The organism is Actinomycetospora lutea, from assembly GCF_028737205.1.
Classification (GTDB): Bacteria; Actinomycetota; Actinomycetes; order Mycobacteriales; family Pseudonocardiaceae; genus Actinomycetospora; species Actinomycetospora lutea.
Genome location: NZ_JAQZAL010000028.1, coordinates 20,205 through 33,859, shown reverse-complemented (window position 1 = coordinate 33,859; position 13,655 = coordinate 20,205). Strand labels below are relative to the sequence as shown.

Sequence of the window (13,655 nt, the reverse complement as noted above, 5' to 3'; positions counted from 1 at the left end):
GGGCCCCTTCGGTCGATCTACTCGACCGGAGGGGCCTTCGCTCGTTCCTCACCGGGGCACGACGCCGTCACGCGGCAAGGAAGCGGGCCGGTGGTGTCGAGGGCGGCCGCCCCGATCGCGTCGAGCTGCTCGACCTCCGGCGGGGTCATGGGACTGCGGACCGTGTGCGGCGCGGCGGTTCCGCCGTTGGTTCGAACGCGTGTTCTAGGCTCCGCGGCCGTGGGGCAGCTGTCGTTCTGGTCGGCGGACGCCCGTCCGCGCGCCCTGGGCGACCTGGAGGGGCTGCTCTGCGGGCCCGGACGCGCCGAGCTCTTCGGCCGGGGCTCGGCGGCGCGGCTGACGATCGTCCTGGGACCGGAGCCCGAGCCGGAGCCCGAGCCGGAGGACGCGGACGTCGAGGAGGACGAGCCGCCGATCGACGACGCGCCCGACCCCGTTCCCGCACCCGACGCGGACGTGGAGGGGCCCGCCCTCGACCCGGACGAGCTCGCCCACCTCGACCTCGACCCCGACGAGATCGCCGCGCGCCTGGGCCGAGGGGGCGGGTTTCCTGACGATCACCGCCAGTACGCCGCCTCCGGCGCGGCAGCTCTCGCTCCGCTTCGTGCCGCAGGTGGCCGCCACGCCGACGACCACGCGGAGCCCGACCCCGAGCACGCCGGCGTGTCGCCGCCGCGAGGATGTGGCGATCCTGGCGTCACACGCCAGCGACGCCGCATCGCTCGCACCCCTGACCACGTCGACGACCCGCTCCTGGCGTGGCGCGTGCGGGCGCTGTGCTGCGCGCTGCGGGCGCGGGGGGTGCCGGCCGAGGTCGGGCGTACCGAGGACGGGCGGCCGGAGGTCCGCACGGCGTTCCGGGCCGATCTGGCGGGCCTCGCCCGGGCCTGGACCCGCGGCGGGGGAATGAAGCGCGTTCCCGAGGGGTTCGAGCTCGACGGACCGCGGTTGCGGCTCTGGGTGCTGGCCGCCGGCGCGCTCGACGGGACGGCGTACACGCTCGGGCTCGACCCGGACGCGCCGGGATCGAGTGACCGTCTGCTCACGGCGAGTCGTCACGCGGGCCTCGGTGCGACCCTGGCGGGCGCGGCGAGGACCCCGGTGCTGCGTATCGTCGGGAGGCGCCGGCACGGTCGTCTCGGCGAGCTGCTGGGCCGCCCGCCCCGCGATCTCGCCGACGGCGTCTGGCCGGTGTGAGCCCGCCGACACCGGCGCGCACACCACCCGAACGGTCCGCTGACCAGCACCGATCGGTCCAGGATCCCGGTCGCCGGACCGGGGGACGACAGCTGTCACCACCCGCGTGCCGACCCCGGACCACCGGTAGCGCCTGGCGCAGCGGACACCGTGAGGCACACTGGCGGCGAGTGGCGACCCGCCATGAGTACGACGAGACGAGGCATGCCCGTGGCACCGACGAAGGGCTCGACGACGGCACGCAGCGCGACGACCGAGGCCGAGACCCCGACGCAGAACGGGTCGACGGCCGGGTCCGGCGCGCGCGCGAAGTCGGGTGCGAAGTCCTCGGGCGGCGGCCGGAAGACCGGTCGCGGCGGCGCGACGCCCGCCGGCGACGGCGGTCGCCGGCTGGTGATCGTCGAGTCCCCGGCGAAGGCCCGCAAGATCGCCGACTACCTGGGCTCGCGGTACATCGTGGAGTCCAGCCGCGGCCACATCCGCGACCTTCCCCGCGGCGCCGCCGACGTGCCCGCCAAGTACAAGGGCGAGTCGTGGGCGCGCCTGGGCGTCGACGTCGACAACTCCTTCGAGCCGCTCTACATCGTGACGCCGGACAAGAAGTCGACGGTCACCGAGCTCAAGGAGGCCCTCAAGGAGGTCGACGAGCTCTACCTCGCGACGGACGGCGACCGCGAGGGCGAGGCCATCGCCTGGCACCTGCTCGAGACGCTCAAGCCCAAGGTGCCGGTCCGGCGCATGGTGTTCCACGAGATCACCGAGTCGGCGATCCAGGCGGCCGCGGCCAACCCCCGCGACCTCGACCAGGACCTCGTCGACGCGCAGGAGACCCGGCGCATCCTCGACCGCCTCTACGGCTACGAGGTCAGCCCCGTGCTGTGGAAGAAGGTCATGCCGAAGCTCTCGGCGGGCCGGGTGCAGTCGGTCGCGACCCGGGTCATCGTCGAGCGCGAGCGCGAGCGGATGGCGTTCGTGTCGGCCGGCTACTGGGGCATCGACGCGGTCCTGCGCTCCCTCAAGGAGCAGGACTCCGCCAACACGCCGACCTTCAAGGCCGGTCTCGTCGAGATCGACGGCGCGCGGGTGGCCACCGGCCGCGACTTCGACTCCCTCGGGCAGCTCACAGCCAGTGAGAAGTCGGGCGCAGCGGGCGTCCGCCGGCTCGACGAGGCCAGCGCGCGCCGCCTGGCCGAGGCGCTGGCCGACCGCGACTTCACGGTCTCCTCGGTCGAGGAGAAGCCGTACACGCGCAAGCCCTACGCGCCGTTCATGACCTCCACGCTCCAGCAGGAGGGTGGGCGCAAGCTGCGGTTCTCGGCCGAGCGGACGATGCGCACCGCGCAGCGCCTGTACGAGAACGGCTACATCACCTACATGCGCACGGACTCCACGACGCTGTCCGACACCGCGATCAACGCCGCGCGCAGCCAGGCCCGCGACCTCTACGGCGCCGAGAACGTCGCCGAGAAGCCGCGCCAGTACACGCGCAAGGTCAAGAACGCGCAGGAGGCCCACGAGGCGATCCGGCCGGCGGGGGAGTCGTTCCGGACCCCCGGCCAGGTCGCCGGTGAGCTCTCCAACGACGAGTTCCGCGTCTACGAGCTGATCTGGCAGCGCACGATCGCGAGCCAGATGCGCGACGCGCGGGGTACGACGATGACCGTCCGGATCCACGCCTCGGCCGCCACCGGCGAGGAGTGCACGTTCTCCGCGTCCGGGCGCACCATCACCTTCCCCGGCTTCCTGCGGGCCTACGTCGAGACCGTCGACGAAGAGGCCGGCGGGCAGGCCGACGACGCCGAGAGCCGGCTGCCGCGCCTCGAGAAGGACGAGCGGGTCGCTCCCGACGAGCTCGAGCCCTCGGGGCACAGCACCAACCCGCCCGCGCGCTACACCGAGGCGAGCCTGGTCAAGACGCTCGAGGAGCGCGGCATCGGCCGTCCCTCGACCTACGCGTCGATCATCAACACGATCCAGGAGCGCGGCTACGTCTGGAAGAAGGGCAGCGCGCTCGTCCCCAGCTGGATCGCGTTCGCGGTGGTCGGACTGATGGAGGCACATTTCGGTCGCCTCGTCGACTACGACTTCACCGCCGCGCTCGAGGACGAGCTCGATGCCATCGCGGCCGGCGACGCGCAGCGCGAGACGTGGCTGTCGCACTTCTACTTCGGCGCGAACGGCAACGGCAACGGTGCCAAGGCTGCCAACGGGTCGAGCACGTCGCACGGCGAGGGCGTCGAGGCGTCCATGTCGAACCTGGGCGGGCTCAAGAAGCTCGTCGGCGACAAGCTCGAGGGCATCGACGCCCGCGAGGTCAACTCGCTGCGGATGTTCGCCGACGAGCAGGGACGCGACGTGGTCGTGCGCGTCGGCCGGTACGGGCCCTATCTCGAGCGGATCGTCACCGAGGACGGCGAGGAGAAGTCCCAGCGGGCCAACCTGCCCGACGACCTCCCGCCCGACGAGCTCGACCTGGCGCTCGCCGAGGAGCTGTTCGCGACCCCGCAGGAGGGCCGCTCGCTGGGCACCGACCCGGAGTCGGGCCACGAGATCCTCGCCAAGGAGGGCCGCTTCGGGCCCTACGTCACCGAGTCGCTGCCCGAGGGGGTGAAGGAGAAGCCCCGCACCGGCTCGCTGTTCAAGTCGATGACGCTCTCGGAGATCACCCTCGAGGACGCGCTGAAGCTGTTGAGCCTGCCGCGCGTGGTCGGCACGGACCCGGACTCGGGCGAGGAGATCACCGCCCAGAACGGGCGGTACGGGCCGTACCTCAAGAAGGGCAAGGACTCCCGGTCGCTGGACAGCGAGGACAAGCTGTTCACGGTGACGCTGGAGGAGGCCCAGAAGCTCTACGCCCAGCCCAAGCAGCGGGGCCGGGCCGCGGCCAAGCCGCCGCTCAAGGAGCTCGGCACGGATCCCGCGTCGGGTGAGCCGATGGTGGTCAAGGACGGCCGGTTCGGGCCCTACGTCACCGACGGCACGGGCGTGAACGCCTCGCTGCGCAAGGGCGACGACGTCGAGACGCTCACCGACGAGCGGGCCGCCGAGCTGCTGGCCGAGAAGCGGTCGAAGGACGGCATCAAGCCGGGGGCCAAGAAGGCCCCGGCCAAGAAGGCGCCCGCGAAGAAGACGGCCACGAAGACCGGCGCCGCGAAGAAGACCACCGCGAAGTCGGGTACGGGCACGAAGCGCGGGACGCCGACCAGCTGACGCCCCGGGACCCGTGTCCCGGGGACACGGGTCCCGGCCGGCTCACGCCACCCGCGCGGCGCCGGCACGCGCCATGTCGCGTCCGGCGTCCCCGGCCAGCTCGTGGGCGCGGGCGCGCACCTGGTCGGCGAGCGGGCGCAGCTCGGCCATCGCCGGGACGGTGTCGGCGAGGGTCAGCTCGGCCTCGACGAGGGTGACGTCGCCGCCCCAGACGTCGGCGAGGATGCGCACGATCCAGCCGGTGGCGTGGTCCCAGCCGGCGCGCGGGGTGCCCTCGCCGTAGCCGCCGCCGCGCGCGATCACGAGCGTCACCGGCGTGCCGGCCAGCGGCGAGGCTCCCGGGGCGAACCGGGGGTCGGTGATGAGCAGGTCGATCCACATCTTGAGCTGCTGCGACACCCCGAAGTTGTAGAGCGGGGTGGCGACGACCAGCGCGTCCGCCTCCTCGACCTCGTCGGCCAGCCGGGCTGCGAGGTCGACGGCGGCGCGCTGGTCGTCGCTGCGCTGGTCCTCGGGCGTGAACCCCGCGAGCGCCGCGGTGGGCCAGGCGTCGGCGGGCACGGGATCGGTGCGCAGGTCGCGGCGCACGACGGTGCCGCCGGGGTGCTGCTCGAGGTAGGCCCGCTCGAGCGTGTCGGCGACCTCGCGGCTCACCGAGCCCGCGGTGCGGATGCTGCTGTCGAGACGGAACAGGGTCACGGGGTCCTCCGGAGGAGCAGGACGAGCTGTCACCAAGATGTTCTGTCGCACAGACGTTCTTGTCAACAGACGTGCTCGGCGGCCGCTAGTCTGTGTCCATGACCACCCCGCGCGTCGAGGCCGACCTGGGCTGGGCCCTGGGTCGGGTCACGCGCGCGCACCTGCGCACCGCGCAGGACGTGGTGTCCGACCTGCCGGGTGGGCCGCGCGGCTACCACGTGCTGGCCGGCCTGGAGGACGGTCCGCCGCGCACCCAGCTCGCGCTGGCCCGCTCGCTCGGCGTCGACCGGACGGTCATGACCTATCTGCTCGACGAGCTCGAGGGCGCCGGCCTCGTCGCCCGCCGGCCCGACCCGGCCGACCGGCGCGCGCGCCAGGTGCTGCTCACCGACACCGGCCGCGCGCGGCGCTGCGAGCTCGAGCGCCGGCTGCGGGAGGCCGAGGACGAGCTCCTGGCCCCGCTCGACCCCGCCGAGCGCGACCAGCTGCGCTCCCTGCTGCAGCGGCTCGCCCTCGGGTCGGACGGCGCGACCCCCTGCCAGGTGGCGGCCGAGATCCGCGAGATGCAGGCCGACGGCACCTGCTGAGCGACACCTCACGACCCGGATGCCCGCCGCGGCTACCCTGCGGAGACGGTCGGGGAGACGCGAGGGGTGACCGACGATCGACGAGCAGCCCGCTGCCGAGGGGACCGGCGCGCCGTCCGCGACGCACCGTATCCGCAGCGTGCTCGCCATCCGCCCGTTCCGCAGGCTCTGGGCGGTCACCGCGGTCGCGAGCTTCGGCGACTGGCTCTCCCTGCTGGCCCTGACCGCGCTCGCCACCCAGCTCACCACCGGCTACCAGGCCCAGAGCTTCGCGCTCGGCGGCGTCGTCGCGACCAAGCTGCTGCCCGCGCTGTTCATGGCCCCGCTGGGCGGTGTGCTGGCCGACAAGTTCGACCGCCGCACGGTGATGGTCACCTGCGACGTCCTCAAGGCGCTGCTGTTCCTGTCGATCCCGCTGGTGGGGTCGCTGTGGTGGCTGTTCGCCGCGACGTTCCTCATCGAGCTGTGCGCGCTGGTGTGGATCCCGGCCAAGGACTCGTCGGTCCCGAACCTGCTCAAGCGCTCCGACCAGATCGAGACGGCCAACCAGCTCTCCCTGGTGATGACCTACGGCGTCGCGGTCATCAGCGCCGCCGGCGTGTTCGCGCTGATCTCGAAGTCGGGCAACATCGGGGGCTGGCACCCGAGCCCGACCACCACGGTCTACCTCGCGCTCGTCGTCAACGGCCTCGCCGCGCTGCTCACCGCGGCCACCGTCGCCTTCCGCATCCCCGAGATCTCGGGCCGCAGCGCGGAACGGCGCGCCGCCGCCCCCGGCCTGCTGGCGATGCTGCGCGACGGCATGCAGTTCGTGTCGACGACGCCGCTGGTGCGCGGACTCGTGGTCGGCATCGTCGGCGCGTTCGCGGCCGGCGGTGCGGTCATCGCCAGTGCCCGGCTCTACGCGACGAGCCTCGGCGGCGGGGACGCGGCGTACTCGGTGCTGTTCATCGCGCTGTTCACCGGGCTCGCGCTCGGCATGGCGCTGGTGCCGCGGTTCTCCCGGCGGATGCCCCACCACCGCCTGTTCGGGGTGGCGATCGTCGGAGCCGGGACCTCGCTGCTCGCCGTCGCCGTGGCCTGGCACCTCTACCTCGCGCTCGCCACCGTCGTGCTCGTCGGCTTCTTCGCCGGGACGGCGCTGCTCACCGGGCTGACGATCATCGGCGCGCAGGTCGAGGACGCGGTGCGCGGGCGGGTCGTCGCGTTCGTGCAGTCGATCGTGCGGGTCGACCTGCTGGCGTCGATGTCGGTGGTGCCGCTGCTGGTCGGGCTCGTGCAGTCGCGGACGCTGACGCTGTTCGGCCAGACCTCGCAGGTCGACGGCACCCGGTTCGTGCTCTTCGGCGCCGGGCTCGTCGCCGCGGCCGTCGGCGTGCTCGCCTACCACCAGATGGACGACCGGCGCGACCGCACGATCCTCGCCGACGTCAAGCGCGCGCTACGCCGCAGCCGCCACGGCGAGCCCGGCCTGCTCGTGGCCGTCGAGGGCGCCTCGGGCACCGACACCGCCGAGCAGAGCGAGCGCCTCGTGCGCTGGCTCGGCGAGCAGGGCGCCGACGTGGTGCTCGCCGGCCGCAGCGCCGCCGACGCCGCGCGGGTGTCGGCGGCGGTCTCCGCGAGCGGGCTCGACGGGCAGCGCGCGCGGGCGCTGGTCGCCGCGGCCGTGCGCGCCGACGTGCTCGCCCACGAGGTGCTGCCGGCCCTGCGCGCGGGCCGGGTCGTCGTCATCGAGGGCTTCCTGGACTCGCCGCTGGCCCGCGTCGGCGACGAGCTCGACGCCGCCGACCTGCAGCGTCTCGGCGCGTGGGCCACCGGCGCGGTGCGCCCCGACGTCACCGTCCTGCTCGACCGCGACCCGAGCGTCCGCGACCCGGCGCCGGTCACCGGGGGCATCGTCGACACCTGGCAGGTCCAGCGCACGCTCACCGAGATGGCCGCGGCCGACCCCTCCCGCTACCTGCGCGTCGACGCCGACGGCGACCCCGCCGTCGTCGCGGCCCGCGTGCGCGAGCTGCTCGCCCCGCTGGTGGCGCGGGTGCTGTCGGCGCGCGAGGAGAACGCCCGCGCGAGCTAGGGGTGGCCGGCACCGCGAGCCCCGCGACCGCGTCGGGGCGCGCCGCGACGTCGAGCGTTGTCCACCGGCCCGGGGAGGCGGTCAGCCGGCGCAGGTCCTCGGGGACGGACATCGTGGCCGCAGCGTGCCGGCACGTCCCGGTGGTCCGCGCCGCTCCGTCGGACCGGTGGGGCATCATCGACGGCGTGAGCGTCTGGTCGCAGGTCGTCGGTCAGCCCGCCGCGGTGGCGGAGCTGCAGGCCGCGGCCGAGCGCGGGGCGCGGGTGCGCTTCTCCGACGAGCTCGACGACGGCGCGCCCGAGGAGGGCGTCGGGGCGGGGATGACGCACGCCTGGCTCTTCACCGGCCCGCCCGGCTCGGGGCGCTCGGTGGCCGCGCGGGCCTTCGCGGCCGCCCTGCAGTGCCCGTACCAGGGGTGCGGCGAGTGCCCCGCGTGCCACACCGTCATGGCCGGCACCCACGCCGACGTGCGCGAGATCGTCCCCGAGGGCCTCTCGATCAGCGTCCGCGAGGTGCGGACCACCATCGACGTCGCCGCCCGCCGGCCCACCACGGCGCGCTGGCAGATCGTCATCGTCGAGGACGCCGACCGGCTCACCGAGCAGGCCTCGAACGCGCTGCTCAAGTCGGTGGAGGAGCCGGCGGAGCGCACGGTGTTCCTGCTGTGCTGCCCGTCGGAGCACCCCGACGACATCTCCGTGACCATCCGCTCGCGCTGCCGCGCGGTCCGCCTGCGCTCGCCCGCGCCCGAGGCGATCGCCGCGGTGCTCGTCGAGCGCGACGGCGTGCCCGAGGCCGACGCGACGTGGGCGGCCTCGGTCTGCGGCGGGCACATCGGGCGGGCGCGCCGCCTGGCGCGCGTGCCCGAGGCGCGCGAGGAGCGCGACGCCGTCCTCGCCCTGCCCCGCGCGCTGCGCTCGCCCGCCGACGCCTTCGCCGCGTCCGACGCCATGGTCGGCGCGGCCGAGACCGAGGCCGCCGCCCTCGCCGCCTCCCGCGACGAGGCCGAGCGCGAGGAGCTCGCCGTCTCCCTCGGCGCCGGCGGGACGGGCAAGGGCACCGCGCAGGCCCAGCGCTCGGCGCGCGCGGCGGAGAAGGACCTCGAGAAGAAGCAGAAGTCGCGGCTGACCCGCACCAAGCGCGACGCCCTCGACCGTGCGCTGGTCGACCTCGCCGGCTACTACCGCGACGTCCTCGTCCGCGGGGTCGGCGCCTCGGTCACGTCGACCCACCCCGACCGCGCCACCGAGATCGGCAACGCCGCCCGCGACAGCACGCCCGAGGCGTCCCTGCGTCGCCTCGAGGCCATCCTCGCGTGCCGCGACGCCCTGGCCGCGAACGTGAAGCCCGAGATCGCGATCGACGCGCTCGTCACGGCGCTGCGCGCGGGCTGAGCCCGCCGCGGTGGCGCGGGCGTCGGCGAACGGGCTAGCGTCCCCGCCATGCCGGAATTTCGGAAAAGCGGATTCACGGTGATGGCCCTCGCCGTCGCGCTGCTCGTCCCCGTCGCCTGCTCGCCGGGCGGGGACGTCGCGCAGGCGCCCGCGTCCGTGCCGGCGGCGTCCGTGCCCGCGAACCCCCCGCGGCCCGCGGACTGCGCGCCGGCCCCCGCCGCCGATCCGACGACGGCCGAGGGCTGGCTGGGCATCACGGCGGCGACACCCGACGACGTCGGCCTGGTGGTGGACGACGGCCGTGGCGCGGTCGTCTCGCACGCCCCCGGCGCGCAGATGCCGATCGCGTCGGCGGCCAAGGTCGTGCACGTCGCGGCCTACGGCCGAGCGGTGGCCGAGGGCCGGCTGCGTCCCGACGAGCAGGTCCGCGTCGGCGACTGGGAGAACTGGTACCTCGCCGCCGACGCCGGAGCGCACGTCGGCGCGCTGGACGCCCTCGGCATCCCGCGCGACGGCCTGCAGGGTGCGCTCGACCCGAATCGCACGGTGACGCTGCAGCAGGTGGTGGCGGCGATGGTGCAGTTCAGCGACAACGCCGCCGCGGACCTCCTGCGCGACCGCCTCGGCGACCAGGAGCTGGTCGGCGCGGCCGCGAGCGGCGGGTGGCGCGACCTCGACCTGCCCTCCGAGCTCGGCGCGCAGCTCGCCCTGGTCCGCCCGCAGGAGGCGCCGCCGCTGTCGGCGCCGCGCTCGGTCCGGGGCCCCGCGGAGCTCGCGATGGCGCAGCGCTTCGCGTCCGACCCCGCCTACCGCGAGGACTCGCGACGCCGCCTCGCCGCCCGGGCCGAGGACATCGAGGCGTTCCTGCTCGAGAGCGAGCGGTGGGCGCGCTCGACGTCGACGGGCTCGGCGGCGCAGCTCGCCGGTCTGTGGCGCGCGGTGATCAGCGGGTCGTTCGGGCCGGGGGCGGACGTGGCCCGGGCCGAGCTGGAGCCCGATGCGCCCCGCCCGGACGGGCAGGTCCGCGCGATCAAGGGCGGATCGTTCCCGGGCATCGGGACCATGGCGCTGAGCGTGCGCCGGCCCGACGGCACGATCGGCATCGGCGTGCTGCTCGGGCGGGGCTTCGCGCCGGGCACGGCCCTCGACGAGGTGGCCACCGGTCAGCTGCGGCTGCTCGTCCAGGCGGTCGAGGGCCCGGCCGCGCGGTCCCGTGTGCTCTGCGCGGCGTGACGCAATGACCGGTCCCGACGCCGACGCGCGCCTCGACGCCCTCGAGGCACGCGTCGCCGCGCTCGAGGAGCGCGCGGGCGGCCCCGCGCCGGTCGACCCCGGCCGCGAGACGGGTGAGATCGGCTACCACGGCGACGTGCGCCTGCAGGAGGACCGCGGGCCGGTCACCTGGACGATCGGGTACGACGCCGCCGCCACCCTCGGCCTCGCCACCGGCCCGGTCGCCGAGGTGCTCGCCGCCCTCGGCCACCCGGTGCGCCTCGCGCTCGTGCGCCGCCTGCTCGCGGGGCCGGCGGGGACGGGCGAGCTGGTCGAGGCCGCCGAGCTCTCCTCCTCCGGTCAGCTCTACCACCATCTGCGGACGCTGACCGCCGCCCGCGTCGTCGAGCAGGACGGCCGGACCTACCACGTCCCCGACTCGGGCGTCGTGCCCGTGCTCGTCGCCCTCCTCGCGGCCGCCGACCTCGCCGGCACCCTCCGCTGAACCCTGCGTCGCACCCGGGGTGAGTCAGCGTGGGGGGCGCTGCTGACGTTGGACGTCAGGAAGGCCCCCGCTCGCCTTCTGCCGCGCGCGGTAGGCCGCCACGTTGGCGCGGTTGCCGCAGAGGTCGGGCATGCAGTAGCGCCGCCGTCCCGGCCGGCTCGTGTCGATGAAGACGCCCGAGCAGGTGTCCGACGCGCAGTCGCGGAACCGCTCGGGCCCCAGCGTCCGCAGCGCGCCGAGCACACCGACCCCGCCGATCAGGGCGAGCCGGTCGGCCAGCGTGGCGTCCGCCGCCGGCCGCGCGATCCACTGCAGCCGACCCCGCTCGTCGGGCTCGAGGCCCACCGTGCCGAGCCCCCGCCCGACGAGCACGGACGCCTCGCGCTCGATCGCCTCCTCGTCCCGCAGGTCGAGCACGGCGCGCAGCCGGTCGCGCAGCTCGTGCACCGCGGCGAGGTCGCCGTCGCCGGACAGCCCGTATGCACCGACGAAGGCGGCCAGCGTCGCGTCGTCCGGGAGCTGGTCCTCGCCGTGCCACACCCCGGGCGCGGTGTTGACGAGCTCCGTCGCCAGACCGGCCGCCGCCACGTAATCGTCAAAGACCGCTTGCATCCCTTACGCACTCCTCGTAGAGTAAGGCTCATACCGATAGTACAACCCTGTCGAGGAGGGCTCGTGGCCACCGATCTCGCGACCTGGGCGCTGCGCGACCGCGTGGCCCTGCCCACCGGCACCATCGCCGTCGACGTCCTCGGCGCCGACCGCCCCGGGGTCCCCGTCGTCCTCACGCACGGGACGCCGTCCTGGTCCTACCTCTGGCGCTGCGTCGCGCCGGCGCTCGCGCAGCACCGCCCCGTGCACCTCTGGGACCTCCCGACCTACGGCGACTCCACCGGCGAGCAGCCCTCCGTCGACGGGCACGCCCGCACACTGGCCGCGCTCGTGGAGCACTGGGGGCTCGACGCGCCCGTGCTCGTCGGGCACGACATCGGCGCCGCGACCACCCTGCGCGCCCACCTGGTGTACGGCGTCCCGGCACGGGCCCTCGTCGTCGTCGACGCCGCCGTCCTGTCGCCGTGGGTCACCGGGGCGACCCAGCACGTCCGGGCGCACCTCGACACCTACCGGGAGATGCCCCATCACCTGTTCACCGCGATGATCACGGCGCACCTGCGCACCACCGTGGCCGGCGCCCTCGCCGACGACGCGGAGTGGGCCTACCTCGCCCGCTACGCCGGCCCGGAGGGACAGCAGCGCTACCTCGACCAGGTCGCCGGCTTCACCGAGGACCACACCCGCGACGTCGTCGCCCGCCTCGGCGAGATCGCCGTGCCGACCGACGTCGTGTGGGGCGCCGAGGACACCTGGATCCCGCGCACGGTGGGCACCACGCTGCGCAACGCGTTGCCGGAAGCGCAACTGCACGTCGTGCCCGGCGCCGGCCACTTCCTTCCCGAGGAGGCGTCCGACACCTTGATCGATCTTTTCGCCGGGATCCTGCCCTGCGGTGCCTGACGTCACAGGACACCGAAGTCCACGCCATGCGTCTATGGATATGTACGACGAACAGCGTCGCCGGACCGTCCCGTCCGAGGCGCACGATCTGGGAGTTCACGATGACCACCCGCGCCGCCGGTAGCACCCCGGCAGCGACCGCCCTGCCCGTCCCCACCCCCCGCGAGACCCCCGACGCCGAACGCGTCCTGGTCGTGGCCGCCCGACCCGACGCCGACGGCCTCGCCGCCGCGCAGGTCTATGCCGACCGCGTCGGCGGCGAAGCCACCCACGCCGGCGACTCCGGACTCGACGCCGCCGTCCGTGAGGCGTCGAAGGTGCTCGTGCTCGACCCCGGTGCCATGCGTGCGCGGATGACCCGCGACCGCGCCTTCACGGCGACGGCCGCCCCGGCCGCGCGCCGCCGGCTGCTCACCCGCCTCGCGCCCTACCAGGAGCGCGTGAGCTGGCTCAGCCGCCCGGCCTAGAGTCTGCGGTTCGCGAGGACCGGCAGGGTCGCGCGGACCTCGGGGATCTGCTCGGGGTCGACATCGACCACGAGCAGCCCCGGCTCCGCGCCGAGCTCGTCGATCGTCACGCCGAACGGAGACGCCGCCAGGCTGTGGCCGACGCCGCGCGGGGCCTTGCCGGGGTCGATGCCGCGGCTCGTCGGGTCGGCCTGGTCGGCGGCGAGCACGAAGGTGGTCGCGTCGAGTGCCCGGGCGCGGACCATGAGCTGCCACTGCTCGACCTTGCCGGGCCCGGCGCCCCAGCTCGCCGGCAGCAGCGTCACCGTGGCGCCCTGGTCGGCGAGAGCGCGGAAGAGCTCCGGGTAGCGGATGTCGTAGCAGGTCGCGAGGCCGAGCGTCGTCCCGTCGACGGTCACCGTGGTGGGCTTCGAGCCCGGCGCCACGGTGTCGGACTCCCGGAAGCCGAACGCGTCGTAGAGGTGGATCTTGTCGTAGGCCGTGTCGATCCCGCGGCCGGTGACGAGCAGCGTGTTGGTGATCCGGCCGTCCGGGGTCGGGGTGAACATGCCCGCCACGATCAGCACGTCGTGGCGCTCGGCGATGCGCCGGACCTCGTTCGCCCACGGGCCGTCCAGCGGCTCGGCGACGGGCTTCAGCGGCACCCCGAACCGGCACATCGTCGCCTCGGGGAACACCACGACCGTCGCGCCCTGCTGGGCGGCGAGGGCGGCGTGGTCGGCGACGATCTCGAGGTTCGCCGACGGGTCATCGGTGGCGAGGATCTGGGCCAGGGCAACGCGCATGCACCGT

The 13,655-nt window shown here is 74.7% G+C and carries 13 protein-coding genes; 9 read left to right on the top strand and 4 right to left on the bottom strand.

Annotated features, from left to right (window positions below; genetic code table 11):
- Window positions 1-17: 17 nt before the first annotated feature.
- Complete coding sequence (locus PHK61_RS25140; protein WP_274283764.1) at window positions 18-149, bottom strand: hypothetical protein; 132 nt, start codon at window positions 147-149, stop codon at window positions 18-20.
- A gap of 70 nt (window positions 150-219) precedes the next feature.
- Between PHK61_RS25140 and PHK61_RS25135 the strand changes: the two genes are divergently transcribed.
- Window positions 220-1,197 carry a hypothetical protein gene (locus PHK61_RS25135; protein WP_274283763.1) on the top strand — a complete coding sequence of 326 codons (978 nt, stop codon included), beginning with the start codon at window positions 220-222 and terminating at the stop codon, window positions 1,195-1,197.
- A 204-nt stretch (window positions 1,198-1,401) separates the two neighbouring features.
- A complete protein-coding gene (gene topA / locus PHK61_RS25130) occupies window positions 1,402-4,407 on the top strand; it encodes a type I DNA topoisomerase (protein ID WP_274283762.1) in 3,006 nt (1,001 codons plus the stop codon).
- A gap of 42 nt (window positions 4,408-4,449) precedes the next feature.
- On the opposite strand, the gene PHK61_RS25125 is transcribed toward topA, so the two are convergent.
- Window positions 4,450-5,106, bottom strand: coding sequence for an FMN-dependent NADH-azoreductase (locus PHK61_RS25125; protein ID WP_274283761.1), 657 nt, complete (start codon window positions 5,104-5,106; stop codon window positions 4,450-4,452).
- A gap of 98 nt (window positions 5,107-5,204) precedes the next feature.
- On the opposite strand from PHK61_RS25125, the gene PHK61_RS25120 reads away from it, so the two are divergent.
- The 5 genes from PHK61_RS25120 (at window position 5,205) to PHK61_RS25100 (ending at window position 10,881) form a co-directional block, all read left to right on the top strand.
- A complete protein-coding gene (locus PHK61_RS25120; RefSeq protein WP_274283760.1) occupies window positions 5,205-5,693 on the top strand; it encodes a MarR family winged helix-turn-helix transcriptional regulator in 489 nt (162 codons plus the stop codon).
- 139 nt (window positions 5,694-5,832) lie between these two features.
- Window positions 5,833-7,770 carry a bifunctional MFS transporter/dTMP kinase gene (locus tag PHK61_RS25115; RefSeq protein WP_274283759.1) on the top strand — a complete coding sequence of 646 codons (1,938 nt, stop codon included), beginning with the start codon at window positions 5,833-5,835 and terminating at the stop codon, window positions 7,768-7,770.
- 185 nt (window positions 7,771-7,955) lie between these two features.
- Entirely contained in the window at window positions 7,956-9,164 is a 1,209-nt protein-coding gene (locus tag PHK61_RS25110; RefSeq protein ID WP_274283758.1) for a DNA polymerase III subunit delta', read from the top strand.
- Window positions 9,165-9,245: 81 nt separating this feature from the next.
- Window positions 9,246-10,397 (top strand): serine hydrolase, encoded by a 1,152-nt coding sequence (locus tag PHK61_RS25105; RefSeq protein WP_274283801.1) that lies wholly within the window; start codon window positions 9,246-9,248, stop codon window positions 10,395-10,397.
- Between the two features lie 4 nt (window positions 10,398-10,401).
- Window positions 10,402-10,881, top strand: coding sequence for a helix-turn-helix domain-containing protein (locus PHK61_RS25100; protein WP_274283757.1), 480 nt, complete (start codon window positions 10,402-10,404; stop codon window positions 10,879-10,881).
- Window positions 10,882-10,905: 24 nt separating this feature from the next.
- Here PHK61_RS25100 and PHK61_RS25095 read toward each other — a convergent pair whose 3' ends face one another.
- Entirely contained in the window at window positions 10,906-11,493 is a 588-nt protein-coding gene (locus PHK61_RS25095; protein WP_274283756.1) for a CGNR zinc finger domain-containing protein, read from the bottom strand.
- Between the two features lie 63 nt (window positions 11,494-11,556).
- Between PHK61_RS25095 and PHK61_RS25090 the strand changes: the two genes are divergently transcribed.
- Complete coding sequence (locus PHK61_RS25090; RefSeq protein WP_274283755.1) at window positions 11,557-12,396, top strand: alpha/beta fold hydrolase; 840 nt, start codon at window positions 11,557-11,559, stop codon at window positions 12,394-12,396.
- 101 nt (window positions 12,397-12,497) lie between these two features.
- Entirely contained in the window at window positions 12,498-12,863 is a 366-nt protein-coding gene (locus PHK61_RS25085; protein ID WP_274283754.1) for a hypothetical protein, read from the top strand.
- On the opposite strand, the gene PHK61_RS25080 is transcribed toward PHK61_RS25085, so the two are convergent.
- The gene (locus tag PHK61_RS25080; RefSeq protein WP_274283753.1) at window positions 12,860-13,648 is read right to left on the bottom strand and encodes a carbon-nitrogen hydrolase family protein; all 789 of its coding nucleotides are present in this window, start codon (window positions 13,646-13,648) and stop codon (window positions 12,860-12,862) included. The genes PHK61_RS25085 and PHK61_RS25080 overlap by 4 nt on opposite strands.
- Window positions 13,649-13,655 lie beyond the last annotated feature (7 nt).

What these genes read in the sequence shown, in the direction of transcription:
- PHK61_RS25095 (WP_274283756.1), bottom strand. Translation starts at nt 11,493, where the DNA reads ATGCAAGCGGTCTTTGACGATTACGTGGCGGCGGCCGGTCTGGCGACG.
- topA (WP_274283762.1), top strand. Translation starts at nt 1,402, where the DNA reads ATGCCCGTGGCACCGACGAAGGGCTCGACGACGGCACGCAGCGCGACG.
- PHK61_RS25085 (WP_274283754.1), top strand. Translation starts at nt 12,498, where the DNA reads ATGACCACCCGCGCCGCCGGTAGCACCCCGGCAGCGACCGCCCTGCCC.
- PHK61_RS25120 (WP_274283760.1), top strand. Translation starts at nt 5,205, where the DNA reads ATGACCACCCCGCGCGTCGAGGCCGACCTGGGCTGGGCCCTGGGTCGG.
- PHK61_RS25140 (WP_274283764.1), bottom strand. Translation starts at nt 149, where the DNA reads ATGACCCCGCCGGAGGTCGAGCAGCTCGACGCGATCGGGGCGGCCGCC.
- PHK61_RS25100 (WP_274283757.1), top strand. Translation starts at nt 10,402, where the DNA reads ATGACCGGTCCCGACGCCGACGCGCGCCTCGACGCCCTCGAGGCACGC.
- PHK61_RS25105 (WP_274283801.1), top strand. Translation starts at nt 9,246, where the DNA reads ATGGCCCTCGCCGTCGCGCTGCTCGTCCCCGTCGCCTGCTCGCCGGGC.
- PHK61_RS25080 (WP_274283753.1), bottom strand. Translation starts at nt 13,648, where the DNA reads ATGCGCGTTGCCCTGGCCCAGATCCTCGCCACCGATGACCCGTCGGCG.